Genomic DNA, 24608 nt, shown 5'->3' with positions numbered 1-24608 from the left:
TCTCCAGGCGGGTCAGGCGGCTTGCGACGCAGCGTGTTCGGCGGCCAGCTCGGCCGCGTGCGCGGCCTGCGGCACCTCGACGATCCGCTGGACGAAAATGCCCGGCGTCACGATGTGTTCCGGGTTCAGCGCGCCGAGCGGCACGACTTCCGACACCTGGACGATCGCGACCTTCGCGGCGCTGGCCATGATCGGCCCGAAATTGCGCGCGGTCTTGCGGTACACGAGGTTGCCCCAGCGGTCGCCCTTGTATGCCTTCACCAGCGCGAAATCGGCGTGGATCGGCGTCTCGAACACGTACGGCTTGCCGTCGATCACGCGCGTTTCCTTGCCTTCCGCGAGCTTGGTGCCGTAGCCCGTCGGCGTGAAGAACCCGCCGATGCCGGCGCCCGCCGCGCGGATGCGCTCCGCGAGGTTGCCCTGCGGCACGAGCTCCAGTTCGATCTCGCCCGCGCGGTACAGCGCGTCGAACACCTGCGAGTCGCTCTGGCGCGGGAACGAACAGATGATCTTGCGCACCTTCTTCGCCTTCAGCAGCGCCGCGAGGCCCGTCTCGCCGTTGCCCGCGTTGTTGTTGACGATCGTCAGGTCGCGCGCGCCCTGTTCGATCAGCGCGTCGATCAGCTCGGACGGCATGCCGGCCGTGCCGAAGCCGCCGATCATGATTGTCGCGCCATCGTGGACGTCGGCAACCGCCGACTGAAGCGATTCGAAAATCTTGTTGACCATGTCTCTTCCTGATGCGAACCCGCGGCTCGTGCGCGGCCTGTCGAGGGGACACGCGCGTGCCGCGTGCCGCGCCGGAGGCCTTCGTCGACCCTCGGCTTTTGTTCGCTATTCGAACTCAGATTCGATTAGCGAACGATGGGCCGATCATAGAGTCGCGCACAGCGCGTTGTCAAGGCGGGTTGCCTCGGAGGCCGTCGCATCGTCGAACGGCAAGCCGACGTAGTTTTCAGCGAGCGACTGCGCGGCGGCCCGCGAGCGCGTCACGTACTTCAACTCGGCAAACTTCAGGCGATTGACGAACGGCGAATCGTCCGGCGACGCATGCAGCATGTTCGTCATGAAGTACGAGAAGTGCTCGGCGCGCCACACGCGTTCGAGGCAAGTCGCCGAATAGCGCTCGAGCGGCGTCGCGTCGCCCGTCCGGTAGCGTGCGCCGAGCGCGCGGGACAGCGCGCGGACGTCGGCCACCGCGAGGTTCATGCCCTTCGCGCCGGTCGGCGGCACGATGTGCGCGGCGTCGCCGGCGAGGAACAGGCGGCCGTGCTGCATCGTCTCCGACACGAAGCTGCGCATCGGCGTCACGCTCTTCTGCGTGATCCGGCCCTCGGTCGGCGTCCAGCCGGTGTCGTTCGAGAAGCGCGTGTGCAGTTCGTCCCAGATCCGCGCGTCGGACCATGCGGCGAGGTCTTCATCCGGCTTGCATTGCAGGTACAGCCGCGTGACCGTCGGCGAGCGCATCGAGAACAGCGCGAAGCCGTTGTCGTGGTGTGCGTACACGAGCTCGTCGAGCGACGGCGCCGCGTCGGCGAGGATGCCGAGCCACGCGAACGGGTAGACGCGCTCGAACGTGTTCAGCCGGTCGGCCGGAATCGTCTGCCGCGCGATGCCGTGGAAGCCGTCGCAGCCGGCGATGTAGTCGCAGTCGATGCGGTCGGCGCGGCCGTCCGCATGCTTGAACGTGACGAACGGCCGCTCGCTTTCGACGTCGTGCAGCGCGACGTCGCTGACTTCGAAGTGCATCTGATGACCGTGCTCGACGCCGGCCGCGATCAGGTCGCGTACGACTTCGTGCTGGCTGTAGACGGTGATCGCGCGCCCGCCGGTCAGCTCGGACAGGTCGATGCGGTGACGCTGGCCGTCGAACAGCAGCTCGATGCCGTGATGTTCGAGCCCTTCGCGACGCATCCGGTCGCCGAGGCCGGCTTCGTTCAGCGTGTCGACCGTGCCCTGCTCGAGCACGCCGGCGCGGATGCGGTTCTCGCAGTATTCGCGCGAACGCGCTTCGACGAGGATGGAATCGACGCCTTGCAGGCGCAGCAGGTGGGAAAGCAGAAGGCCGGACGGACCGGCGCCGATGATCGCGACTTGGGTGCGCATTGTTCGTCTCCAGAACATTAATTCGAATCGTGGAACACATTTGAGCGCTTTCCCGACTATGCGGCAACGCGATTCAGGAGATATGTTGTATACGTTTCGAAGATACCGGCCCGGCCATGGATGCGCTCGATCTGAACCTGATTCCCTACCTCGTCGCGCTCGACGACGCGCGCAACGTGAGCCGCGCGGGCGACCTGCTCGGCGTGAGTCAGCCGCGCGTGAGCACCGCCCTCGGCCGGCTGCGCGAGTATTTCGGCGATCCGCTGTTCGTGCGCACGTCGCGCGGGATGGAGCCGACGCCGCGCGCGCTCGCGCTGCTGCCGGCCGCCCGCGACGCGCTCGCGCAGATCGAGCGCGGCCTCGTCGCGCCGCACGACTTCGATCCGGCCGCGAGCACGCATACGTTCTCGATCGCGCTGTCGGACGTCGGCGAGATCGTGTTCCTGCCGAAGCTGCTGCAGGCGTTCGCGACACATGCGCCGCACGCGAACCTGCGTTCGGTCTCGCTCGCGCACGACGAAGTCGGACGCGGCCTCGAAGCCGGGTCGATCGATCTCGCGGTCGGCTACTTCCCCGACCTCGACGGCAACAACTTCTTCCAGCAACGGCTGTTCACGCACCGGTTCGTCTGCCTGATGCGGCGCGGTCATCCGTTCGAGCAGACGCCGCCGTTCACGGTCGAGCAGTTCCTCGCGTGCGGGCACGCGGTGGTGCGCGCCGAAGGCCGCAGCCAGGAGGTGCTCGAGAAATATCTGGCGAAGCAGCGCATGCAGCGCCGCGCGGTGCTCGAAACGCCGCACTTCATGAGCCTCCCGTTCATCCTGAGCCGCACCGACCTGATCGCGACGGTGCCGCACGCGATCGGCTACGCCTATGCGGCCGAGCACGCGTTCATCGTGCCCGTCGAGCCGCCGCTCGCGTTGCCGCGCTTCGACCTGAAGCAGCACTGGCATCGCAAGTACCACAACGACCCGCGCACCGCGTGGCTGCGCGGCGTCGTCGCGTCGCTGTTCAACGACGAGCAGGACGAATGGCCGAAGTGACGAAGGGGCGCGGCGGCCCGCACGCACGACCGGCGAAAGCATGAAACAATGGCCGGATATCGGCCGCCGCAGGCGGCCTTCGATGGAGCCACTACATGGGTAAGGGAAAGAAATCCGCGCGGCCCGAGGCGGTCGCCTCCCGGCCGAGCCGTGAAGAAGCCGAAGACGCCGTCCGCGTGCTGTTGCGCTGGGCCGGCGACGATCCCGCGCGCGAAGGCCTGCTGGACACACCCGCACGCGTCGTGCGCGCGTACGAGCAGTTCTTCGCCGGCTATGCGCTCGACCCGCGCGACATCCTCGCGCGCACGTTCAGCGAAGTCGACGGCTACGACGAGATGATCGTGCTGAAGGACATCCGCTTCGAGAGCTACTGCGAGCACCACATGGTGCCGATCATCGGCCGCGCGCACGTCGCGTATCTGCCGAACCATCGCGTCGTCGGCATCTCGAAGCTCGCGCGCCTCGTCGATGCGTTCGCGAAGCGCCTGCAGATCCAGGAAAAGATGACCGTGCAGATCGCCGACACGCTGTTCGACGTGCTGCAGCCGAAGGGCGTCGGCGTGATCCTCGAAGCCGCGCACCAGTGCATCTCCACGCGCGGCGTGCACAAGCCGGGCGTCGAGATGGTCACGTCGCGCATGCTCGGCACGTTCCGCACCGATCCGTCGACGCGTCGCGAATTCCTGTCGATCGTCGCGAATCCTTCCTCGGTCAACCTGACGAATACCTGATGGAGCAGACGAAGCAAACGGCGCACGCGCCCGTCGTGCTCGTGACCGGCGCCGCGCGCCGGGCCGGGCGCGCGTTCGCCGAGTATTTCGCCGCGCACGGCTATCGCACCGCGGTGCACTACGACCGTTCGGCCGATGCCGCGCAGGCCGCCGCCCGCGCGATCGCCGAACGCGGGCACGATTCGGTGGCGCTGCAGGCCGACCTGTCCGATGCCGCGCAGATCACCACGCTGATCGACCAGGTGTACGCGCGCTTCGGGCGCCTCGACGTGCTGGTCAACAACGCGTCGGTGTTCTGGCAGGACCATTTCCCGAGCTTCGACCTCGCGGCGTTCGATCAGGCGTGGGCCGTCAACTGCCGCGCGCCGATCCTGCTCACGCGCGCGTTCTACGAGCGGGCCCGGGCGGCCGGCACGCAGGGCGTCGTCGTGAACGTGGTCGACCAGAAGATCAAGGAAAACTTCCACCGCGACCATTTCAGCTACACGGTCGCGAAGGCCGCGCTCGGCAACCTGACGCAGATGCTCGCGCTGTCATCCGCGCCGGTGCTGCGCGTGAATGCGGTGTTCCCGGGGCTGATGCTGCCGAGCGACGACCAGACGCAGGCCGACTTCGAACACGCGAGCCGCGCCTCGACGCCGCTCGCGCGCATCGCCGGCCCCGACGACGTCGCCAGCGCGATCCTGCTGCTGACGGGCAATGCGTACAACGGCGTGGATTTCGTCGTCGATGCGGGCCAGAACCTGATCCGCGTGGACCAGGACGTGCTGTACAAGCACCGCTCGCCGGACGGCAAGCACTGACGCTTCGATGAACGAAGGCGGCTGCACGCCGCCCTCGTGCGCCGGGCCGAGCGGGCTTCGCACCGCTCACGCCCGCGAACGCCGGACGGCGGTCCGGCCGCCGATCCATTCCGCGTCATCCGCCGCGTTGCGCGGAACGGCGCCCGCGCATTCGCTGCCGCGTTACGGCTTCTCGGCGCTCCCGCCTTCGCGGACCTTACCCTGCGCGACGCTCGTGCCGGGCGGCACGCTGTGCGTGAGCCACACGTTGCCGCCGATCACCGAGCCGCGCCCGATCGTCACGCGGCCGAGAATCGTCGCGCCCGCGTAGATCACCACGTCGTCCTCAACGATCGGGTGCCGTGCATTGCCCTTCACCAGCGCGCCGTCGCCATCGGCCGGGAAACTCTTCGCGCCGAGCGTGACGGCCTGGTACACGCGCACGCGCTCGCCGATGATCGCGGTCTCGCCGATCACGACACCAGTGCCGTGGTCGATGAAGAAGCTCGGGCCGATCTGCGCGCCGGGGTGGATGTCGATGCCGGTCGCCGAGTGGGCGATTTCATTGATGAACCGCGCGAGCAGCGGCACGCCGAGCTGGTGCAGCGCATGCGCGAGCCGATGGTGCATCATCGCCAGCACGCCGGGATAGCACAGCAGGATCTCGGTGATGTGCTGCGCGGCCGGGTCGCCCGCGTACGCGGCCTGGATGTCGCTGACGAGCAGCGCGCGGATCGCCGGCAACTGCCGGCCGAACTCGCGCGCGATCTCGAACGCGCGTTCGTCGAGCTCGGCGAACGGCGTATCGACGTGCTCGGGCAGGAACGGCAACGCGCGGCGGATCTGCTCGGACAGGATGCGCAGCGTGCTTTCGAGCGTGTGGCCGACGTAGTAGTCGACGCTTTCGTCGGTCAGGTCGGGCGCGCCGTAGTGCGTCGGAAACATCGACGCGCGCAGGCCGGTCACAATCTTGCAGATTGCATCGCGCGACGGCAGTTCGCGGATGCCGCGCGGATGGCGCGTGCGATGGAGTTCCTCGCGCGACTCGCGCAAGCCGGCGACGATTTCTTCGAGGCCCCACTGACGGGCGGGTGATGTCGACATAAGCCAATGCGGGCAGCCGCGCGCGGATGCGCGGCCGCTAATAAAGTGACGGGTTCCGCAAGATTACCGCGTTTTTTGTCCGGGAGCGGCACCCCGGGGATCGGCCGGACGGCCAGCGCCGCACGCGTGCGACGGCGTCACATCGAGATGCTGCTCGCGTCGATCCAGCGCACGGCCCAGTCGCGCGCGTGCGCGATCGCGTCGCCTTCGTCGTTGAACTGGAGCTCGATCGGAAAAAAACGGTTCGCAACCAGCTCCCCGTCGCTCGATCGGGAGATCACGACGTAGGGCTTGAATGAACCGTCACTGGCGCGTGCGGGCGCGCAATTCAACAGATAACCGCGGTGCGTGAAGGCAGTAGTCGCTTGCATGAATCCGCCACCTCTAGTCCCTTGCTTTGTTGTTCGCTACCCGTCTTTAAGGGTGCTGCGGCGCCCCGGCGCGGGCAGAGGCGGCGAGACTTCATCCCCTGTCGCCGCTTCGCAGGAAAAGAATCATACTCTGTAGAAAACGCGTCTTCTAGCTGAAATAAATCATGACAAATCAGTGCGCGTCGCGCGACCGCGGCGATCGCCCGCGCGCCTTTTCCCGTCGTGCCCGGAACGGGATTTGCTTCGATCCGGAGCGTGTCGCCGCCAGGAGAGCCGTGATGGAATCATCCGCTCAAACAGGTCGTGCGCATCCGCGCAGCGTCGAACTCGACAACGACGACACGCACGACAGCACGGTCGATACCGACGGCAAGCACCGCGAAGCGTCGCGCCTCGCCGGCGCCGGGCCGATCTCGCCCGACCAGATCACGCGCAGCAACGCGTCGCTCGTCAATGCGATGCCGGAAGCCGGCGACGGCTTCGCCGGTTTCGACAGCCGCCCCGACGGCAATCATCCGGCGTTCGCGCTGCGCGCCGGCTACAAGGTGATCGAGAAAGGCTTCGACACGCCGCCCGCGGGCGACGCGCCGTTCGGTCCCGTTCACCGGATGTACGGCAGCGCGTACTGGCCCGGCCACGGCCGCCGCCCCGAGCGCGTCATCGAGTTGACCGCCGTGCCGGGATAGCCCGCGCGGCGTTTGAATCGATCGTTCGATTCGGAATCGCCGTCGAACGATGGCGGTGGATCGGCGCGTACGATTCGCGCTACGCGCCGATACTCGTTCGCGCGATGCCGAAGCGAACGGTTCCGCGCACGGGCCTCGGCGTTCACGGTCATGCCTGCCGCGCATCGCATCGACGCACATGCATTGACCGAAGTCATGGCGGCGCGGCGCGATTGCGATTGAATGGCGATGCGTGCCGCGCATCGGCGTGACTGCCGTGTCGGGTCGATGCGCGCGCATGCGGTTTCGCCGACGATGCGGCCACACCACGCGACACGCATCGCGCGGTGCAGCATGCGTCGCATGCATGGCCCTGCCCGGCCGCGACCGGAACCGCGCGACCGTGCGGCAGCGCGGGCATCTCGCTGCACGATCCTGCCCGTTGGTTTACTCTGCCTCGCAGCATCGCGCATCGCCCAGCCCGCTCGGCCATCCGGCCGACTTCGTTTCAACCCGCCACTCGGAGACACTATGTACAAGCGTATTCTGGTTGCCGTCGACGGCAGCGACACGTCCCGCCATGCGTTCGACGCCGCGCTGGCGCTCGCGAAAGCGCACGGCGCCGAGCTGCAGCCGTTCTACGTCGTCGAAAACGCCGCGATCTACTACAACGTGCCCGGCTACGATCCGTCCGTGCTGCGCGATCAGCTCGTCGCGCAGGGCAACACGCTCGCGCAGGATTTCGCGAAGCGGATGCAGGCCGCCGGCGTGAAAGGCGAAACGCGGCTGAACGAAGCGACGTCGCTCAACGACGTATCGTCGCTGATCCTCGACGGCGCGAAAGCGTTCGGCGCCGATCTGCTCGTGCTCGGCACGCACGGCCGTCGCGGCTTCCGCCGCCTCGTGCTCGGCAGCATCGCCGAACAGTGCGTGCGCCACGCGACGCTGCCCGTGCTGCTGATCCCGGCGGCCGCCAACGCGGACGAGCCGGCCGCCTGAGCGGCGCTCGGCAGGCGCGGCCGGTCGCGACGTTTTGTCACCCGACAGCGGCAACTTGCGGTGGGACAATGATTTCGTCGATTCAACGCCGGAGTATACGATCATGCTGACGCCCGTCGCCACCCGCCCCGCCGCCACGCCCCATGCCGGTAGCTGGGCCCCTCGCCAGGCCGCGCACTGCTCGTCGTGCGCGATGCGGCACCTGTGCATGCCGCAGGGCCTGGCGCCCGAAGCGCTCAGTCGCCTCGAGTCGGTCATCTGCGCGGCACGCCCGGTCAAGCGCGGCGAAGCGCTGTTCCGCGAAGGCGACGCATTCGACAACCTGTACGCTGTGCGCTCGGGTTCGCTGAAAACCGTCGCGACGCGTCACGACGGCCGCGAACAGGTCACGGGCCTGCACCTTGCCGGCGAAGCGCTCGGCCTCGACGGCATCTGCGACGATACGCACCCGCGCACCGCGGTCGCGCTGGAAGACAGCTCGGTCTGCGTGATTCCGTACAGCGCGCTCAAGACGCTGTGCTCGGAAGCCGGCTCGATGCAGTTGCGCATGCACAAGCTGATGAGCGAACAGATCGTGCGCGAAACGTCGCAAACGATGCTGCTCGGTTCGCTGAATGCCGAAGAGCGCGTCGCCGCGTTCCTGCTCGACGTGTCGTCGCGCTACCTGAAGCGCGGCTACTCGCCGTCGGAATTCAACCTGCGGATGACGCGCGAGGACATCGGCAGCTATCTCGGCATGACGCTCGAAACGGTCAGCCGCACGCTGTCGAAATTCCAGAAGCGCGGCCTGATCGAAATGCAGGGCCGCCACGTGCAGATCATCGACTTCGACGGCCTGCAACACCTCTGATACCGCACGGCGCGCGCCCGTCGCGCGCCGCCTGCCCAACGTCGCCGGTCAGTCGAGAAACAGCGCGGCACGCGCTTTCAGCGCCGCGCTGAAATCGTCGAGCCAGCCGATCGACAGACGCCAGCTCTGCCAGTACAGATCGATGTCGATGGTTCGCCCGCGCGACATGTCGATCAACTCGCCCGCCGCCAGCTGGCGGTCGACCATCCGGTCCGGGCACATCCCCCATCCCAATCCCGTTTCGCACGCGCGCAGGTAGCCGGCGACGTGCGGTATCCAGTGCTGCGGCGGATCGAGATCCGCGCGCGTCACGCGCCGGATGAAACGCGCCTGCAACCCGTCCTTCGGATTGAACATCACGCACGGCGCGCGGCGCAGCGCATCGCGCGTGATCCCCGCGTCGAAATAACGTGCGTAAAACGCCGGCGAACACACCGCGCGATAGCGGATCCGCCCGAGCCGCTCCGACCGGCAGCCCTGGATGGGCTCGGCCTGCGCGGTCACGGCGCCCTGCACGCTGCCGTCGCGGATGCGCGAGGCCGTGTAATCCTGATCGTCGATCACGAGGTCGAGCAGCGTCTCGCGCTCGGTGCAGAACGGCCCGACCGCGTCGATGAACCACGTCGCGACGCTGTCGTCGTTGACGGCCACGCGCAGCGTCGGCCACGCGCTCGCGATCTGGCCCGGCAACGCGGGCATCCGGCCGCCCAGTTCGGCTTCCAGCAACTGCACGCGTTCGGTATGCCGGCACAGCAGCGCGCCCGACGTGGTCGCGACGCACGGCTGCCCGCGCTTGACGAGCACGCTGCCGACCCGCTCCTCCAGCAGCTTCACGCGCTGCGACACCGCCGACGGCGTGACATTCAGCTCCTTGGCCGCCCGCTCGAACGAACCGTGCCGGATCACGGCGGCGAGGGCATCGAGCAACGCGTAGTCGAGCATTAGATTTCCTTAATCTGCATTAGGTGATTTAGCTTCTCTTATTCCCGCGCTGCTCGCAGACTAGCGCTACCCGATTCGTTCGTCTACTGCTTCCACGGCTGTCCCCCATCATGAACTGGCTCGCTTTTTCTCACGGCGCCGCCCTGTGCGCGTCGCTCATCGTCACCATCGGCGCGCAGAACGCATTCGTCCTGCGCCAGGGCATCATGCGCTCGCATGTCGGCAAGATCGTGCTGCTGTGCGCGGTGTCCGACATGATCCTGATCGGCGCGGGCGTCGGCGGCGCGTCGGTGCTCGTCGAGCGCTATCCGACCTTCGTCCACGCGGTGCTGTACGTCGGCCTCGCATATCTCGCGTGGTTCGGCATCAATGCGCTGCGCCGTGCGTTCAAGCCCGGCCACGACACGCTCGACGTGCGCGGCGACGCGGTCGCGCCGCCGCCGCAGAGCGCGCTCGCGATCGTGCTGATGACGCTCGCGTTCACGTGGCTCAACCCGCACGTGTATCTCGATACGTTCCTGCTGATCGGCACGGCCGGCGCGCGCGAGCCGGAAGGCGGGCGGCTCGCGTTCGCGATCGGCGCGATGACGGCCAGCGTCGTGTGGTTCCTCGGGCTCGGCTATGGCGCGCGCTTGCTGGCGCCGTGGTTCCGCAAGGCGGTCGCGTGGCGCGTGCTGGATGGCGCGATCGGCAGCATGGTGCTGTTTCTCGCGGCCGTGCAGTTGCGGTAGGGAGGGAGCGTCGCGGCAGACGCGGTCTGCCGCGACGTGAGGTCAGCCGGTCGCGGTCGCGACCGGTATCGCGTTCGGCGTCAGGCCGTCGAAGTCGCGTCGGGCAGCGTGCCGCCAACCGCCGCGGGCTGGTTGCTGGCGAGCTGCGGCTCGTTGGCTGCCATCGGGTCCTGCTGCTTCGCCGGATCGGCCTTGGCGAGTTGCGTGGCGGCCTGCTCGGCCTTGTCGCCCTCGTAACGCCAGTACAGGAACTTCTTGCCGCGCTTGCCCATGAAGTACTGGCGGTTGACCGACCAGCGGCTCGCTTCGGCGAAGCCGGCGTAACCGTCTTCCATCTGCTTCTTGAAGCCCGCAATCGAGTCGTGCACGTAGTGATCGAAGAACCGGTCGAACGTCGCGCGCGCCGCCGGATCGATGCCGCCCAGCCAGTTGCCGGTGACCCGCGTCGCCGCGTCGATCGCCTTGTACTGCTCCGAGATGGTCCGCGTCAGGATGCCCCCGTTGGCCCGACGCACGGCATCCGCATCTTCGTTCCATTCGCCGTCGGTGATGGCCATGTGGGGGTCCACGCCGCCCGGCGGCTTCAGCCGGCCGTCGTGCAGGCGCCGGCTGCGGCTGGCGCGCCACTGGTAGTAGCGGTTCATGTGCCAGATGATCTGCGACTCGAGCCGGTCGCTGTTCGACGCCACGCCCGCGCGACGCTCGTTGCCCTGCCCCATGTACACGTTCCAGGCCGCCTCCAGCTCGCGGGAAATCGCGAACAGCCCGCCGGCCGTTTCCATGACATCCTTCGGCTCGCGGAACGGCACGCCGGCCTTCCAGGCCTCGATGAAGAGATTGTTCAGCGCGACGTTGGCCAGTTCGTTGGTTCGCCCTTCCTGGTAATTGCGCTCGTAGCCGCCGCCCACGTCCGAGTGCATGCCGGGGTAATACACCTCGCGGCAGTTCGCGGGAAGCTTCTGATCCTCGCGCACCGAGTCGCCGGGGAATTTCTCCCGGACCTCATGCGACGCGACATAGTGCACGCATTGCCGGACGTAGTCCGGAATGCGGATGTCGTTCGCCCATTCCGCATGGCCGCCCTTGTCGATGCCGTGCAGCACGCCGCCATAGACCGGCCCGAGGATCGCGCCCACGATGTAGGGCGCCGCCTTCTCCAGGCGGCTGCCGCCGAAGCCCGTCGACGCCACCGTATCGAGGATGCCCATGAAGTAGACGACCACTTCGGGACGCATCCCCTTCATGTTCTTCTTGTTCCACCAGAGCCGGCCGCCGATGTTCTCGGCCAGCTGCTCGGTCAGCATGCGGACGAACGCGCGCGCCTCGGTGGCGCCGCGCGAGAAACCGAACGCGGCCACGTTGATCTGGCTCACGGCCGGCATGTGGTTCGTCACGTGTTTTTCGAGCTCGCGGAGCATCCAGCGGATGCGCGCCTCGCCCTTGCTCGCGGCCGCCATGCCCAACACGCCGTCGAGACCCTTGCCCGAATCGCCGACCTTGCTGCAGGGGGTGCCGACGCCCTCGACGTACCGGCCCATCGTGCGCGGATTGGCCTTGTTGAACGGGACATGGGCGAACATCGCGAGCTTGGCGATGTTGCTGTACTTGGTTCTCGCGACGTCCGTCGAGCCGTTGCCGTCCTCGCCGTAGTTGTTGCCCGTGCCATCGAAGAAGGCCGTGAACCACACGGGCTTCGGACACTCCTTGCATTGCTCGACCCGCAGCGGATCGAGCGCCTCGCGGTGCGCGTGGCGGATCGAATCCTCGACCGGCGTGATATCGGTGATGCGTCGAATGAGGGGAGGATTGCTCATGGCGGTTACGCTCCTGTTCCGATCAGGTGTCCGGCGTCAATTCCACTGGGCCGGCTTCTTGCGCCCATAGAACGGATTGGGAATTTCCTTCAGGCACGCGCGGTCGGCCAGCTTGCGCTGCGCGTCACGCTTGGACAGGGCCACCTTCGGGTCCGGGCCGTCGACTTCGAAATCCATGTCGCCTTCCACCCGGCCATCGGGGAAGAAGTGCAGCACGATGCCGCCGCTCTTGTCCTTGACGGGCGGCCGCGTGACCGTGATCTCGCCTTCGCACCACGCCATCCCCGGCTGGGTTTCCCGGTGCGTGTACGGGTCGTAGTTCGCGGACGACGCTTCCATCGCGCGCTTGTCGACCACGCGCTCCCACCACACCTTGAACGTCTTCGGGGTCTTCCAGCGGAAATCCCACGCGAGACTCGGGCGCGAGCCGCCCCCGCCGGACCAGTACTTCGCATTCCGGGGCGTGGCGTGCGCGCCGTCGGCGCTCGCCGCGTCGTCGAGGCTGTTCTTGTCGGGCGGCAGCAGATAGACGCCGTAGATGTCGTAATCCGTATAGTTGAAGGACCCGGCGGTAATGATGTCGTAGTTCGGGTCGTTCCATTTATTCACTTCGCCCGGCGCCAAGCTGTCCTTTTCGGCATCGTTCACGCTCTTGCTGCAGGCAGCCGTGGAGAAAACCATCACGGACAGCAAGGTGATCCAGCAGCGGTTCATATTGAACTTCCTTCTCTTTCAGTCGATTTCATTCGCGTCGCGTCGCGCACGCGCCATCACGCGGCCGCTTCCTGCATCCGCCGCCAGTCTTCCGCCGGCACCCGCGCCAGCGCCTCCGGAAACGCCTGCCCCTGCGCCACCGCGTCGAACACGGCGGCCATCGCCGGATCCTCGTCGAAGCGCGCGCCGTACCGCAGCGCCAGTTCGCAATAGATCAGCAGCGACGCCGCGCTGTCGGCGCCGTGCGCACGGCAGCGCGCCAGTTGGTCGCGCACGAAGTCGTAGTGCCGCGCGGCCGGCAACGACGCCAGCAGCGCGGGCTTTTCGACGCGCAGCCGCTCGAGCATCGTGTACGGATAGCACGCGGCGAGCAGTTCGTCCTCCTGCGCCTGGGTCAACTGCAGCGGAAATTCGGCGGCCTGCCTGACGTCGGCGGGCGCGGCGATGTCCGCCGTGCGAAGCTGCAGCGCGGTATCGCGGTGAATCCAGTGCCGCACACCCTGCGCCAGATACGCGCGATGCGCGGCGGGCAGCATGTCGAGCCAGAACGGCAGCACGCGCGGATCGAAGAAGCGCATCAGCATCACGCTCTCCATCTGCTCGAGCTGGACGTCCACCATCGGCGCCAGATGCGCGGCCAGTCGCGCGAGCGACAGCGGCGACACGAGCACGCTCGCCGCCGGCCATGGAATGCTGCGCGCCTCGATCGCGTCCGCGGCATCGGCGCCGTCGGCGCCCGGCTGCCATTCGAACAGCAGCGGCCCGACGATTCTCGCCTCGTCGTCGGCGTCGTCGAGCAGCGAAGCCGCGACGAACGCGGGCCACGACGCCTTCTCATCGTCCGGCAAGGTATCGAGCAAGGCACCGTCGATCAGGACGTAAGCGCGCAGCCCGTCCTGCGACGACAGCGCCGCCTGCAGCGCGTCGGCCGCCTGCGCGGCGATCGGGTCATTCGTCATGCGCTGCCCTGCCTCACGCCTTGGCCGCGAACGGTGACGCCATCGACGCCGCGTTGACCATGCACGGCGCGCACGCCGTGCCCGGGAACGCGCGCGCGGGCACCGGCAGGCTGTCCGGCCCGATGAACGTATGCGACGCGGCATGCGCGGTGAATTCGCCCTTGGTCCCGTGCACGATGCCGCTGCCGTTCCAGCGCGTATAGCTGGTGCCGCCGTTGATCAGGACTTCTTCCTTCGCGGTGATGGTGATGCGGTTCGCATCGACCTTCACGTCCAGCTTGGCCAGCACGTTGATGCTGTCCTTCAGCGCCTGGATGTCGATGTCGGCGGCGGCGGCCACGAGCCGGATGCCCTTCTCGAACGCGGCGACGCGCACCGCCTGCTGCGCGCTGACCAGCATGCTCTTGCCCGCACCGATGCTCGTATGGGCGCCGCTCGTCAACGCGACGTGCTGATCGCTCGCGACATGGGTCGACCCCGTCGTCGTGGCCAGGATCCCGGCCGGGCTGGCGAGCGCGAGAAACGGCTGCGCGAACTCCGGAAACTCGCCTTGCTGCGGATTGCCGCCGCTGCCTCTCAGGCCGTCGTTCTGCGTGCGAAGCGCCTGATGGACGGCATCCTGGTCGCCGGACTCCTGCGCCTTCACGTCGTGCGCGGAACCCGACAGCGACTCGTGCAGGTCGTGCGCCTTGTCGAGACGCGCGACGGTCTCGCCGATGTCGGTCGCGTGGGCACGCGCGTCGTAGCGCGCCTCGCTGGTGACGAGCAGGCCCTTGGCCGCCCGCACCGCGCCATGCGCGTCGGTCCGCAACTCGAAGCCGCGGGCGCGCTGATCGGTGCGCCCCTGGGTTGCATCGATGCGGACGTTGTGCCCGAGCGTCAGCTCGCTCGCGTCGGTATCGCTGCGCAGCTTCAGCTGGAGCTGCTGCGGCGTATCGTCGAGCAGCACGTGGTTCGAACGCCCGCCCGCCGCGTTGCCGCTGTCGCCCGACAGCTCGCGGCTGCGCAGGCCCGTCAGCACGTGCTGGTCGGGCAGCGCCCACGGCGGCATCCGTTCCGCGTTGTACGTGGTGCCCGACACGACGGGGCGATCGGGATTGCCGTCGAGGCACATCACGAGCACCTCGCTGCCCACGCGCGGATGCGCGATCATGCCCTTCTCGCCGCCCGCCCAGCCGGCGGCCACGCGGATCCGCGCGCTGATCTGCGCCGCACGATCCCAGTGATAGACGATGCAGACGCGGCCATATTCGTCGACGTCGACGCTGCCGGCCCCTTTCGCGCCGGCGACGGTCGCGGTTTGCGGCGCCAGCACGCGCACCGGTTCGCTGTTGAACCCGCGGCCCGGGCGCCACGGCGTACGTCGATGGCCCGCGACGAAGCGGTTGCGATACTCGGGTTTCCCGTCGGCCTGCAGGTAATTGTTCGCCGCTTCGTGACGGGCTTCGAGAATCAGGTACTCCTGATCCTGCGGGCTACCCGACGCCGCGCTGAAGTGATCGGACAGCTGGAACCAGCGGCCGGGCAGGATGCCGTGATGGTTGCCGGCCGCGTCGAAACGCGTCGCGGCCGCCTCGATCTCTTCCATCCGCACGCGCGCGAGCGCATCGCCGGCGCGCGTCTGCTTCGCGAACCCGTAGTGCCCCACGTACTCGTGATGCTCGACCTGCGGCGCGACGCCCGGCGGATGCAGCGTCGGAATCTGCGCATGGGCCGCATGCGGCGCCTTGAAATCGAACGCGGTCGCGCTGTAGCTGCCGGCGGACAACGACCGCACCGCGGACCATTGGGAAATGGCGTCGGCGGCCATCGGGCCGTCGTGGGTCTGGAAACGGATCACCGGCGAGCGGCCGTCGACGGCCGGGCACTGCACCGTGCTGTCGTCGCCGACGATCAGCTTCAGGCCTTTCTCGTCGTGCTCCCACCAGTACAGGAACCCGACGGCTTCCAGATGGCGGACGATGTAGTTCCAGTCGCTTTCGCCGAGCCCGCCGCCCTGGACGTTCATCGTGCGCGCCGGATCGTCGCCGCGCACGCGCCACTCCCACGACGGCGCGAGCCCCTGGTAATCGGCGAGCAGCGTGCCGATCTGCTGCTGAAGCGATTGGCCGAGGAACAGGCGGTTGTTCACGCGAGTCCGCAGGAAATGGCTCCACGGGCGCAGCACCGCGCGGTATTCCGCAATCGAATCGTCGTTGCGGACCAGCGAAAACGCGGTGCAATAGCCGGTGAAATAACGCAGGCCGCCGTCGGGGCGCACCATCGACACCGCGAGCAGCTTGCCCAGCATGTCGGCCAGCGTGATGCCCGCCTCGCTGGACAGCAGCGTCACGTCGAACGTGAAATCGATCCCCAGCCCTTCGTGCGCGACGAGACGCTCGGCAACCAGCCGCGCCGGACGTTGCCGCCCGTACGCGTCGGTCACCGACGGTGCGTCGTCGTGCGGAAAAGACAGCGCGAGCAGGCGTTTGTCTTGCAGGAAAAACGGGGTTCGAATGAATGCCGCCAGGTCAGCCATGACCGCCTCAGAATGATTTTTCGTTCGTATGGAAACGGCCCGCTGCCATCCCTAATTTTGGGATGAAAGGATATCGTAGACAACGCAGCGCGACAACGTTGACGCCCTACGTCATTTCCCTGTCCCGGCACGGAAAATCGGTAATAAATACAGCACGTTGCGCGCGTGGGAGCCGGTGCTCGAACGGACGTCGCCGCCATGATGACGTCGCCTCGTCCGGCATCCCGACGCACGCGCGCGAAACCCGCCGGTTGCAGCGCCGGCGGCGGAACCTCGCCACGCGCTTCGCCGTCTCAACGCGACCGGCTTCACGTCCCGCAGTCCCTCCCGTCACCCGCAGCTTACGGAGCAGAACATGGCACATCGCACCCTCGGTACATCCGGCATCCAGGTTTCGCCGCTCGCGTTCGGCGGCAACGTCTTCGGCTGGACCGTCGACGAAAACGCATCGTTCGCGTTGCTCGACGCGCTCGCCGACACCGGCATCAACTTCATCGACACGGCCGACGTCTATTCGGCCTGGGTTCCCGGCAATCACGGCGGCGAATCGGAAACGATCATCGGCAAGTGGCTGAAGCGCTCCGGCAAGCGCGAGCAGGTCGTGATCGCGACCAAGGTCGGCCTGCTCGACGCGCGCGCGGGGCTGTCGAAAGACAACATCCTGAAGGCCGTCGACGATTCGCTGCGCCGCCTGCAGACCGACTACATCGACCTGTATTTCTCCCACCGCGATCTCGCCGACACGGCCCCGCTCGAAGAAACGCTCGGCGCGTATCAGACGCTGATCGACGCGGGCAAGGTGCGCATCATCGGCGCGTCGAACTACAGCGGCGCACGCCTGCGCGAGGCCGCCGCGATCAGCGCGCGCGACGGGCTGCCCGCCTACCAGGTCATCCAGCCCGAATACAACCTGCTCGACCGCGCCGACTACGAACGCGATCTCGAGCCGGTCGTGCGTGACCTGAAGCTCGGCGTCGTCAACTACTACGCGCTCGCGAGCGGGTTCCTGTCGGGCAAGTACCGCAGCGAAGCCGACCTGAAGAAGAGCGTGCGCGGCGATCGCGTCGCCGGCTATCTGAACGCGCGCGGCCTGCGCATCCTCGCCGCGCTCGACGCGGTGTCGGCGAAGCACAATACGCAGCCGGCCGCGATCGCGCTCGCGTGGCAGATCGCGCGGCCGACGATCACCGCGCCGATCGCGAGCGCGACGTCGCTCGCGCAGCTCGCGCTGCTCGGCGAGGCGATCCGCGTCACGCTCGATCAGGACGACATCCGCCGGATCGACGAAGCCAGCGCCCCCTGAAGTCCGCGGCGGCGGCAGGCCGATGGAATCGCACGGGCAGGCGGCTCCACGGCTTGCCCGCGATTCACGCAGGGCGGATGGATACAATGGCGAGCATCCGATGGCCGCGGGGCTCGACCGGGCTTCTTCGCGCCGAATCAAAACCACGCATAAGAAACCGCCGATGATCCACCTTGCCCGCCGCTCCCGTGCTGCCCGTCATGTCCGTCCGCTCGCCACGACGATCGCCGCGCTGCTCGCCTGCGCACCGGCCGTATCGTTCGCGGGCTGGTACGAAATCGCGAACTACACCGGCACGATCGGCAACGCGCCGGTGCACGTGTCGCTGCAGACCTACGACGCGATCAACCACAACGACGCGGGCCGCTGGCGCGTCGACGGCAGCTACTATTACGACGCGCATCGCAAGCCGATCCCGTTGCGCGGCCAGCGCGAGCCCGACGGCCGCCTGACGCTGTGCGAAGCGTCGTCGCCCGCATCGAACGCCGACGCGCCGGTCGTGCCGGCCGCCTCGCCGTCACGACCGAAGCCTTGCCCGATCGCGCTGACCGTCAGCGGCAAAGCGGCGACCGGCACGTGGGACGACGGCCGCAAGACGCTGCCGATCACGCTGAACGAAGTCGGGCGGCTGAACGACACCGACGACCCGCACCTGCAACTCGACGGCAGCGTCGATATCCCGATGTGGTATCGCACCAAGACGCACATGCTGGTCGGCGTCTACGCGCGGTCCGACAAGTGCGGCGTGGCGATGCAGTCGCTACGGGCCGTGAACATCGCGACGGGGCGCGTCGATCGCACCATCGCGCTCGACTGCGACGCGGGGATGGTGATGACGTCGATCTACGCGAACGTCACCGGCGCGCACCGGGCGGACCACGTGAGCGTCGAATTCCGCGACGGCAAGATGGGCTACGCGGAGGACGTGTCGCTCGGGCTGCCATCGTCCTCGTCGAAGCCGAAGTAAGCCGGCCACGCCTACCCCAAAGCCGCATACGTGTCTTGACTCGCACGGCCGCTTTCGTTGACCCGGACGGCCATCGATCGCGCAATCGCGCGCCGCGCCCCGCTGCAAGCGCGTCACGCGCATGTCCCGGGTCTTTCACGGATTGACCGCGACGTTCGGCGTGCCCGAGACTGCGCCGCTCGGGCCGTCATCGGGAGAACGTCATGCCGGACACCAGCACGGAGATCGCCACGATCTCGACGCGCGCCGTACGCGGCGCCGAGCGCGTCGACTTCTGGGTCGACCACGTCGCACGCACGCTCGTGCGGATCGAATGCAGCGGAAAGTCGTCCGAAGGGATCGATGCGTCGCTGCGCAAACGCGATCTCGGGCTGTTCCGCGCGTGCGACATCGTCGCGAACCGGCACGCGGTCGTGCGCACGTCGCACAACATCCACGCCGACCAGCGCGACGCCGTGTTCATCTGCCTGATGCACGAAGGGCACGGCTATACGTTCCAGGACGTCGACTGCATGCAGCACGGGCCCGGCGACCTCGTGCTGTACGACACGTCGATGCCGTACGGTCACGGCTTTCCCGCCGACATGGCGATGACCGTGCTCGACGTGCCGCGCGACGTGTTCGAAGCCCGCGTCGCCCCGTGGCGCTACCGCAGCCTCGTCAAGATCGATCGCGACGACGGGGTCGCGTCGTGGGCCGTGCGGCAGGTGGTTGCGCTGCTCGCCGCGCCGCAGGAGCCGACGCCCGACGCGCGCGAACGGCGCGCCGCCGCGATCCTCGAGCTCGTGCAGTCGATGCTGCGGCTGCGCGACGGCGACGCGTCGCCGACGAAGTCGACGGTCCACACGCTGTCGCGCGCGAAGGCGTTCATCGACAGCCATCTCGCCGACGACGATCTCGACAGCCGGTCGGTCAGCCGCGCGATCAACCTGTCGCCGCGCCAGCTCGCCCGCGTGTTCGAGATCGAAGGCACGCCGCTCACGCGCTACATCCTCGCGCGGCGGCTCGAACGCTGCCGCGCCGACCTGCGCGACCGGTCGCTGAAGCACCTGACGGTCAGCGAAATTGCGTTCCGCTGGGGCTTCAACAACAGCGCGCACTTCAGCCGCAGCTATCGCGCGCGGTTCGGCGAAACGCCGAGCGACACGCGCGCGCCGGCCGACACGCGCTAACCGCTGCCACCCGCTCCTCGCACCGCCGCTCGCCGCATGTCCCGCCGAGGCAAGCACGGCGTCCGCGTCGGTCAAATCGGGCCGCAACCCGCTCGCTAAGCTGGCTTCCTGCGCGGCGGCATTCGTTCCGCCGCCCGACAGCAAGGAGAAGAAGCGGGATGGAGACGTACGACCACATCGTCGTCGGCGGCGGTTCGGCCGGCTGCACGGTTGCGCACCGGCTGGTGAAGGCCGGCCGGCGCGTGTTGCTGCTCGAGGACGGCCCGAAGGACGACAGCCTGTTCATCCGGATTCCGGCGACGTTCATCCGCGTGCTCGGCACGCAACGGACGGTGACGTTCGAGAGCGAGCCGCAGCCGGGCGCCGCGGGACGCAAGACCTACGTGCCGCAGGGCCGCACGCTCGGCGGCGGCAGCTCGGTCAACGCGATGCTGTACGTGCGCGGCACGCGCGACGACTACGACGACTGGGCCGCGCTCGGCTGCACCGGCTGGGGCTGGGACGACGTGCTGCCGGTGTTCAAGCGCGCCGAATCGCATCTGCGGCTGTCCGAGCCGTTCCACGGCACCGACGGGCCGTTGAAGGTCGGCGACACGCGCTTCCGGCATCCGCTGAGCCTCGCGTTCGTGAAGGCCGCGCAGGAAGCCGGCATCGCGTACAACGACGACTTCAACGGCGCCGCGCAGCATGGCGTCGGCTTCTATCACACGACGATCTTCGACGGCCAGCGCGGCAGCACCGCGGCCACCTATCTGGCCGACGCGATCGCCGATCCGAACCTGCGCGTGCTGACCGGCTGCCGCGTGACGCGCATCCGGTTCGACGGGCGCCGCGCGAGCGGCGTCGAATGGCGCACCGCGAGCGGCGCGACGGGAGCGGCCGTCGCGCGCGCCGACGTCGTGCTCGCGGCCGGCGCGCTGAGCACGCCGAAGCTGCTGATGCTGTCGGGCATCGGCCCCGGCGCGCACCTGCACGCGCACGGCATCGACGTGCTGCACGACAGCCGCGACGTCGGCGCGCACTACCAGGATCACCTCGAGGTATCGATCTACGGCCGCACCCAGGCACCGGTCAGCCTGCTCGGCGAGGATCGCGGGTGGCGGGCGTTGCGGCACGGGCTGCAATGGATGCTGTGCCGCTCCGGCCTGCTGACGTCGAACGTCGTCGAATCGGGCGCGTTCGTCGATACGACCGGCGGCGGCCGCCCGGACATCCAGTTCCACGTGCTGCCGACGCTCGTCGGCGACGTCGACCGCGCCCCGCTGCCCGGCCACGGCCTGTCGATCAACCCGTGCCTGCTCCGGCCGCGCTCGCGCGGCACCGTGCAACTGCGCGGCAACGATCCGGCCGCGCCGATCCTGTTCGACAGCGGCGCGCTGTCGGACCCGGCCGACGTCGAGGGCCTCGTGCGCGGCGTCAGGCTCGCGCGGCAGATTCTCCGCGCGCCGTCGCTCGCCCGCCTCGTGCGCGAAGCCGAGACGCTGACCGACGCCGCGCTCGCCGACTACGTGCGGCGTCGCGCGAAAACCGTCTATCACCCGGCCGGTACGTGCCGCATGGGCAGCGACGCGCACGCGGTCGTCACGCCGCGTCTCGCCGTGCAAGGCGTCGACGGGTTGCGGATCTGCGATGCATCGGTGATGCCGCGCATCGTGTCCGGCAACACGAACGCGCCGACGATCATGATCGCGGAGCGCTGCGCGGCGTTCATGTTGACGGCGTGACGCAATGCACGTGCGTGTGCGCTGCAGCACGCCGCGCCGAAAACGCAGACGGCGCGTGATGCACGCGCCGCCGTCGACCTGTCGGAAAACCGGCGTCAGCCCGCGGCGTCACGCGCCGCGTCGCGCAGCGCCATCGGCGACGCGCCGTAGCGCTCGCGGATCGCGCGGCTGAAGTGCGCCTGGCTCGAAAACCCCCAGCGAAACGCGATCTCGCCGATGCTCGTCTTGCGCAGCCGCGCGTCGGTCAGTTCGCGATGCGCGTGCGACAACCGCTCCGACCAGATGTGCTGCGTGATCGACTCGCCTTCGGCCGCGAAGAGGCGCCCCAGATGCCGCAGCGACAGCCCGACCGCATCGGCGACGGCCTGCGGCCCGAGTTCCGGTTCGCCGAGATGCGTCGCGATGTATTGCTTCGCGGTCAGCAGGTACGACAGCGACGCGCGCGATGCGCCCGCGCCGTTCACCTCCGCATCGACGAGCGCCGCGATCAGCGTGCGCGTGTGCTCGGCGAACCGCGCGGCGTCGCGCTCGACCGGCGCCTTCATGAACCGCTCGACGCTCGCGCGCAAGGTCGCGCCGAGCATCGCGCCCGCACCCGGCTTCGGCGCGATCCGCAGCGGCAGCGCGGCCAGCTCCGCATCGAGGCGGTCGTCGAGCGTCGTGATCGGGATATCGATCAGCAACTGCCGCATCGGCGTCAGGAATCCGAACAGATACGGCACGCGCGTGTCGTAGACGACGACATCGCCGGCTTCCGCGAGCAGGCACCGGTCGCGCTGGATGAAATACGCGCGCCCGCTCAGGATCTGGCACGCGAACAGCGATTCCTTCGGCAACTGGCGCACCAGCGCTGGGCTGCGCTCGATCACGTGATCCTGCCCGCTGATGTCGGCGATGCCGAGGCCCGGCAGCGCGATGTCGGTCTTCTCCACTTCGAGCCCGGCCGGCGACAGCGACGAGCAGCGCAGGCCGACCAGCGTCGCCGCGTTGAACGCATCCCAGTACGCCATCCTGTCGCGCGCCGGCACGTCGGCCGTCGAACCTCGCGTGCGTGAAAAAACGGTCGAATTCGTCACGTCGCCTCCTGCTGGCGCCTGTCGTGCGGAGCGGCACGGATTGGGGGATGGTTCGTCTGGATCCTGGTGCGATGCAATGTCCGGCGCGGTCAAGCAATTCGTCCAGCCCAGTCAAGAGCGGCGCGCACCGGCTGGCTAAAGTCGAGCCCACGACACCCCTACATACAAGGAGACACACCGTGGTCGACAAAGCCGTATCCGAATTCTGGCAAAACATCCCGGCGATTGCCAATCCGTTCAAGCCCGATGCGCTGCCCGAAGCCTACATCCCGAACGCGGCCACCGACGACGAGCGCTATTACGTTCCGTTCACCGAAACGGTTTCATCGCGGCCGCTGTGGATCTCGCCGTCGCAGAACAAATGGTGCGACATCCTGATGGCGAAGGAAGCCGGGCTCGTGAACCGGCACTATCACCCGCACGAGGTGTTCGCGTACACGCTGTCCGGGAAATGGGGCTACCTGGAACACGAATGGACCGCGACGCGCGGCGATTTCGTGTACGAGACGCCGGGCGAAGGCCACACGCTCGTCGCGTTCGATCACCCCGAGCCGATGCGCGCGTTCTTCATCGTCAAGGGCCCGCTGATCTGGCTCGACGACGAAGGCAATCCCGACGGCTACTTCGACGTGCACTCGTACATCGCGATGTGCAAGGCGCATTACGAGAAGGTCGGCCTCGGCGCGCAAGCGATCGAGAAGCTGTTCCGCTGACGCGCGGCGAGGCTCACGATGACTTCCCCGTCCTCCTCCCGGCCCGCCTGGACGTACGAGAACAGGCTGCTGCTGATCCTGTTCATGACGTTCGGCTTCGTGTTCTTCGACCGCCTCGCGCTGTCGTTCCTGTTTCCGTTCATGTCGGCCGAGCTGCACCTGACGAACACGCAGCTCGGCATGGTGTCGTCCGCGCTCGCACTCACGTGGGCGCTGTCGGGCGCCGCCACGGGTGCATGGTCCGACGCGCGCGGCACCCGCAAGCCGCTGCTGATCGCGGCCGTGCTCGGCTTTTCCGTGTGCTCGGCGCTGTCGGGCCTCGTCGGCGGCTTCGCGAGCCTGATCGCGTTTCGCGCGCTGATGGGCATCGCCGAAGGGCCGGTGCTGCCGCTGTCGCAATCGCTGATGGTCGAAAGTTCGACGCCGAGCCGCCGCGGGCTGAACATGGGCCTGCTGCAGGGCTCGGCCGCCGGCCTGCTCGGCGCGATGATCGGCCCGCCGGTCGTGATCGGCATCGCCACCGCGTACGGCTGGCGCGAGGCGTTCTACGTGTCGTGCATTCCGGGCTTCCTGATCGCGTTCTGCATCTGGCGCTGGGTGCGCGAAGCGCCGCCCGGCGGCGTGCGCCACGCGCAGGCCGACACCACCGCGGCACCGGCCGGCGGCGGTGCGACGGTCAGCCGCTGGGCGCTGCTGAAGGAGCGCAACATCCTGCTCTGCGTGCTGATCAGCTGCTGCTTCCTCACGTGGTTCGTCGTGATCATCTCGTTCGCGCCGGTATTCCTCGTGGAAAGCCGCCACCTGTCGCCGGCCGACATGGGCGTCGTGATGACCTGCCTCGGCGCCGCGTGGGTGTTCTGGGGCTTCGCGGTGCCGGCGATCTCCGACCGGATCGGCCGCAAGCCGACGATGATCGCGTTCGCGCTGATCGCGGCCGTGTGCCCGGTCGTGCTGATCCACGTCGGTTCCGTCTGGGCGCTCGGCGCGCTGGTGTTCGTCACGTACACGGGCCTCGGCTGCTTCACGCTGTTCATGGCGACGATCCCGGCCGAGACGGTGCCGCCGCGCGCGATCGCGAGCGCGCTCGGGCTGATCATGGGCGCCGGCGAGCTGATCGGCGGCTTCGTCGCACCGACCGTCGCCGGCTTCGCCGCGGACAAGTACGGCCTGCAGTTCGCGATGTGGACGTCGACCACCGGCGCGATCCTCGCGTGCGTGCTGTCGTTCGGCCTCGTCGAAACCGCGCCGGCCGTGCTGCGCAAGCGCGCGCTCGCCGGCGCCGCGGCCGGCCGCCTCGATACGCAAAACCTCGGAGGACGCTGAC

Annotated in this window: 23 protein-coding genes; 13 read left to right on the top strand and 10 right to left on the bottom strand. The window is 68.2% G+C overall.

Annotated features, from left to right (window positions below):
* Positions 1-12: 12 nt before the first annotated feature.
* Positions 13-729, bottom strand: coding sequence for a 3-oxoacid CoA-transferase subunit A (locus KU887_RS26255; RefSeq protein ID WP_006482282.1), 717 nt, complete (start codon positions 727-729; stop codon positions 13-15).
* Between the two features lie 144 nt (positions 730-873).
* On the bottom strand, positions 874-2106 hold the full coding sequence (gene pobA, locus KU887_RS26250; protein WP_059720963.1) for a 4-hydroxybenzoate 3-monooxygenase: 1233 nt from the start codon (positions 2104-2106) through the stop codon (positions 874-876).
* A 116-nt stretch (positions 2107-2222) separates the two neighbouring features.
* On the opposite strand from pobA, the gene KU887_RS26245 reads away from it, so the two are divergent.
* The 3 genes from KU887_RS26245 (at position 2223) to KU887_RS26235 (ending at position 4683) form a co-directional block, all read left to right on the top strand.
* Positions 2223-3149 (top strand): LysR family transcriptional regulator, encoded by a 927-nt coding sequence (locus KU887_RS26245; protein WP_006482291.1) that lies wholly within the window; start codon positions 2223-2225, stop codon positions 3147-3149.
* Between the two features lie 95 nt (positions 3150-3244).
* On the top strand, positions 3245-3880 hold the full coding sequence (folE, locus tag KU887_RS26240) for a GTP cyclohydrolase I FolE (RefSeq protein WP_006482320.1): 636 nt from the start codon (positions 3245-3247) through the stop codon (positions 3878-3880).
* A complete protein-coding gene (locus tag KU887_RS26235; protein WP_006482287.1) occupies positions 3880-4683 on the top strand; it encodes an SDR family oxidoreductase in 804 nt (267 codons plus the stop codon). Before folE ends, KU887_RS26235 begins: the two co-directional genes overlap by 1 nt.
* Positions 4684-4845: 162 nt before the next feature.
* Here KU887_RS26235 and epsC read toward each other — a convergent pair whose 3' ends face one another.
* Both epsC and KU887_RS26225 read right to left on the bottom strand, forming a co-directional pair.
* A complete protein-coding gene (epsC, locus tag KU887_RS26230; RefSeq protein WP_006482285.1) occupies positions 4846-5766 on the bottom strand; it encodes a serine O-acetyltransferase EpsC in 921 nt (306 codons plus the stop codon).
* 137 nt (positions 5767-5903) lie between these two features.
* Positions 5904-6137, bottom strand: coding sequence for a hypothetical protein (locus KU887_RS26225; RefSeq protein ID WP_006480138.1), 234 nt, complete (start codon positions 6135-6137; stop codon positions 5904-5906).
* 278 nt (positions 6138-6415) lie between these two features.
* Here KU887_RS26225 and KU887_RS26220 point away from each other — a divergent pair, with 278 nt between their 5' ends.
* The 3 genes from KU887_RS26220 to fnr all read left to right on the top strand — a co-directional run bounded on the left by KU887_RS26220 (position 6416) and on the right by fnr (position 8651).
* Positions 6416-6823, top strand: a complete 408-nt coding sequence (locus KU887_RS26220; protein WP_060264132.1) for a DUF3005 domain-containing protein — start codon at positions 6416-6418, stop codon at positions 6821-6823.
* A 510-nt stretch (positions 6824-7333) separates the two neighbouring features.
* Positions 7334-7801, top strand: a complete 468-nt coding sequence (locus KU887_RS26215; RefSeq protein ID WP_006482283.1) for a universal stress protein — start codon at positions 7334-7336, stop codon at positions 7799-7801.
* 103 nt (positions 7802-7904) lie between these two features.
* Positions 7905-8651, top strand: a complete 747-nt coding sequence (gene fnr / locus KU887_RS26210; protein WP_006482294.1) for a fumarate/nitrate reduction transcriptional regulator Fnr — start codon at positions 7905-7907, stop codon at positions 8649-8651.
* 48 nt (positions 8652-8699) lie between these two features.
* Here fnr and KU887_RS26205 read toward each other — a convergent pair whose 3' ends face one another.
* The gene (locus KU887_RS26205) at positions 8700-9593 is read right to left on the bottom strand and encodes a LysR family transcriptional regulator ArgP (protein ID WP_006480142.1); all 894 of its coding nucleotides are present in this window, start codon (positions 9591-9593) and stop codon (positions 8700-8702) included.
* Between the two features lie 110 nt (positions 9594-9703).
* Between KU887_RS26205 and KU887_RS26200 the strand changes: the two genes are divergently transcribed.
* Positions 9704-10324, top strand: coding sequence for a LysE/ArgO family amino acid transporter (locus KU887_RS26200; protein WP_006482350.1), 621 nt, complete (start codon positions 9704-9706; stop codon positions 10322-10324).
* Between the two features lie 80 nt (positions 10325-10404).
* On the opposite strand, the gene KU887_RS26195 is transcribed toward KU887_RS26200, so the two are convergent.
* The 4 genes from KU887_RS26195 to KU887_RS26180 are packed head-to-tail and all read right to left on the bottom strand — an operon-like array spanning position 10405 to position 16329.
* The gene (locus KU887_RS26195) at positions 10405-12138 is read right to left on the bottom strand and encodes a DUF2235 domain-containing protein (protein ID WP_006482310.1); all 1734 of its coding nucleotides are present in this window, start codon (positions 12136-12138) and stop codon (positions 10405-10407) included.
* A 36-nt stretch (positions 12139-12174) separates the two neighbouring features.
* Complete coding sequence (locus KU887_RS26190; RefSeq protein WP_006494589.1) at positions 12175-12852, bottom strand: DUF3304 domain-containing protein; 678 nt, start codon at positions 12850-12852, stop codon at positions 12175-12177.
* A gap of 56 nt (positions 12853-12908) precedes the next feature.
* Positions 12909-13811: a DUF4123 domain-containing protein gene (locus KU887_RS26185; RefSeq protein WP_258255975.1), complete on the bottom strand. Its 903-nt coding sequence runs from the start codon at positions 13809-13811 to the stop codon at positions 12909-12911.
* A gap of 13 nt (positions 13812-13824) precedes the next feature.
* Positions 13825-16329 carry a type VI secretion system Vgr family protein gene (locus KU887_RS26180; protein WP_258255973.1) on the bottom strand — a complete coding sequence of 835 codons (2505 nt, stop codon included), beginning with the start codon at positions 16327-16329 and terminating at the stop codon, positions 13825-13827.
* A gap of 355 nt (positions 16330-16684) precedes the next feature.
* On the opposite strand from KU887_RS26180, the gene KU887_RS26175 reads away from it, so the two are divergent.
* The 4 genes from KU887_RS26175 (at position 16685) to KU887_RS26160 (ending at position 21495) form a co-directional block, all read left to right on the top strand.
* Entirely contained in the window at positions 16685-17632 is a 948-nt protein-coding gene (locus KU887_RS26175; RefSeq protein ID WP_048986186.1) for an aldo/keto reductase, read from the top strand.
* Positions 17633-17732: 100 nt separating this feature from the next.
* A complete protein-coding gene (locus KU887_RS26170; protein WP_077175677.1) occupies positions 17733-18599 on the top strand; it encodes a hypothetical protein in 867 nt (288 codons plus the stop codon).
* A 203-nt stretch (positions 18600-18802) separates the two neighbouring features.
* On the top strand, positions 18803-19771 hold the full coding sequence (locus KU887_RS26165) for a helix-turn-helix domain-containing protein (RefSeq protein WP_006494595.1): 969 nt from the start codon (positions 18803-18805) through the stop codon (positions 19769-19771).
* A gap of 158 nt (positions 19772-19929) precedes the next feature.
* Entirely contained in the window at positions 19930-21495 is a 1566-nt protein-coding gene (locus tag KU887_RS26160; RefSeq protein WP_258255965.1) for a GMC family oxidoreductase, read from the top strand.
* 95 nt (positions 21496-21590) lie between these two features.
* Here the strand turns inward: KU887_RS26160 and KU887_RS26155 are convergent, their stop codons facing one another.
* Positions 21591-22571, bottom strand: a complete 981-nt coding sequence (locus KU887_RS26155; protein ID WP_034203091.1) for a helix-turn-helix domain-containing protein — start codon at positions 22569-22571, stop codon at positions 21591-21593.
* 179 nt (positions 22572-22750) lie between these two features.
* Between KU887_RS26155 and KU887_RS26150 the strand changes: the two genes are divergently transcribed.
* Together KU887_RS26150 and KU887_RS26145 are read left to right on the top strand one after the other, a co-directional pair.
* On the top strand, positions 22751-23284 hold the full coding sequence (locus KU887_RS26150) for a 2,4'-dihydroxyacetophenone dioxygenase family protein (protein ID WP_006488523.1): 534 nt from the start codon (positions 22751-22753) through the stop codon (positions 23282-23284).
* An 18-nt stretch (positions 23285-23302) separates the two neighbouring features.
* Positions 23303-24607, top strand: a complete 1305-nt coding sequence (locus tag KU887_RS26145) for an MFS transporter (protein ID WP_205670820.1) — start codon at positions 23303-23305, stop codon at positions 24605-24607.
* Position 24608 lies beyond the last annotated feature (1 nt).

Origin of the sequence: Burkholderia sp. EMB26, assembly GCF_024730645.1 — a bacterium.
Taxonomy (GTDB): Bacteria; Pseudomonadota; Gammaproteobacteria; order Burkholderiales; family Burkholderiaceae; genus Burkholderia; species Burkholderia cenocepacia.
This window is presented reverse-complemented; position numbering and strand designations above follow the sequence as displayed.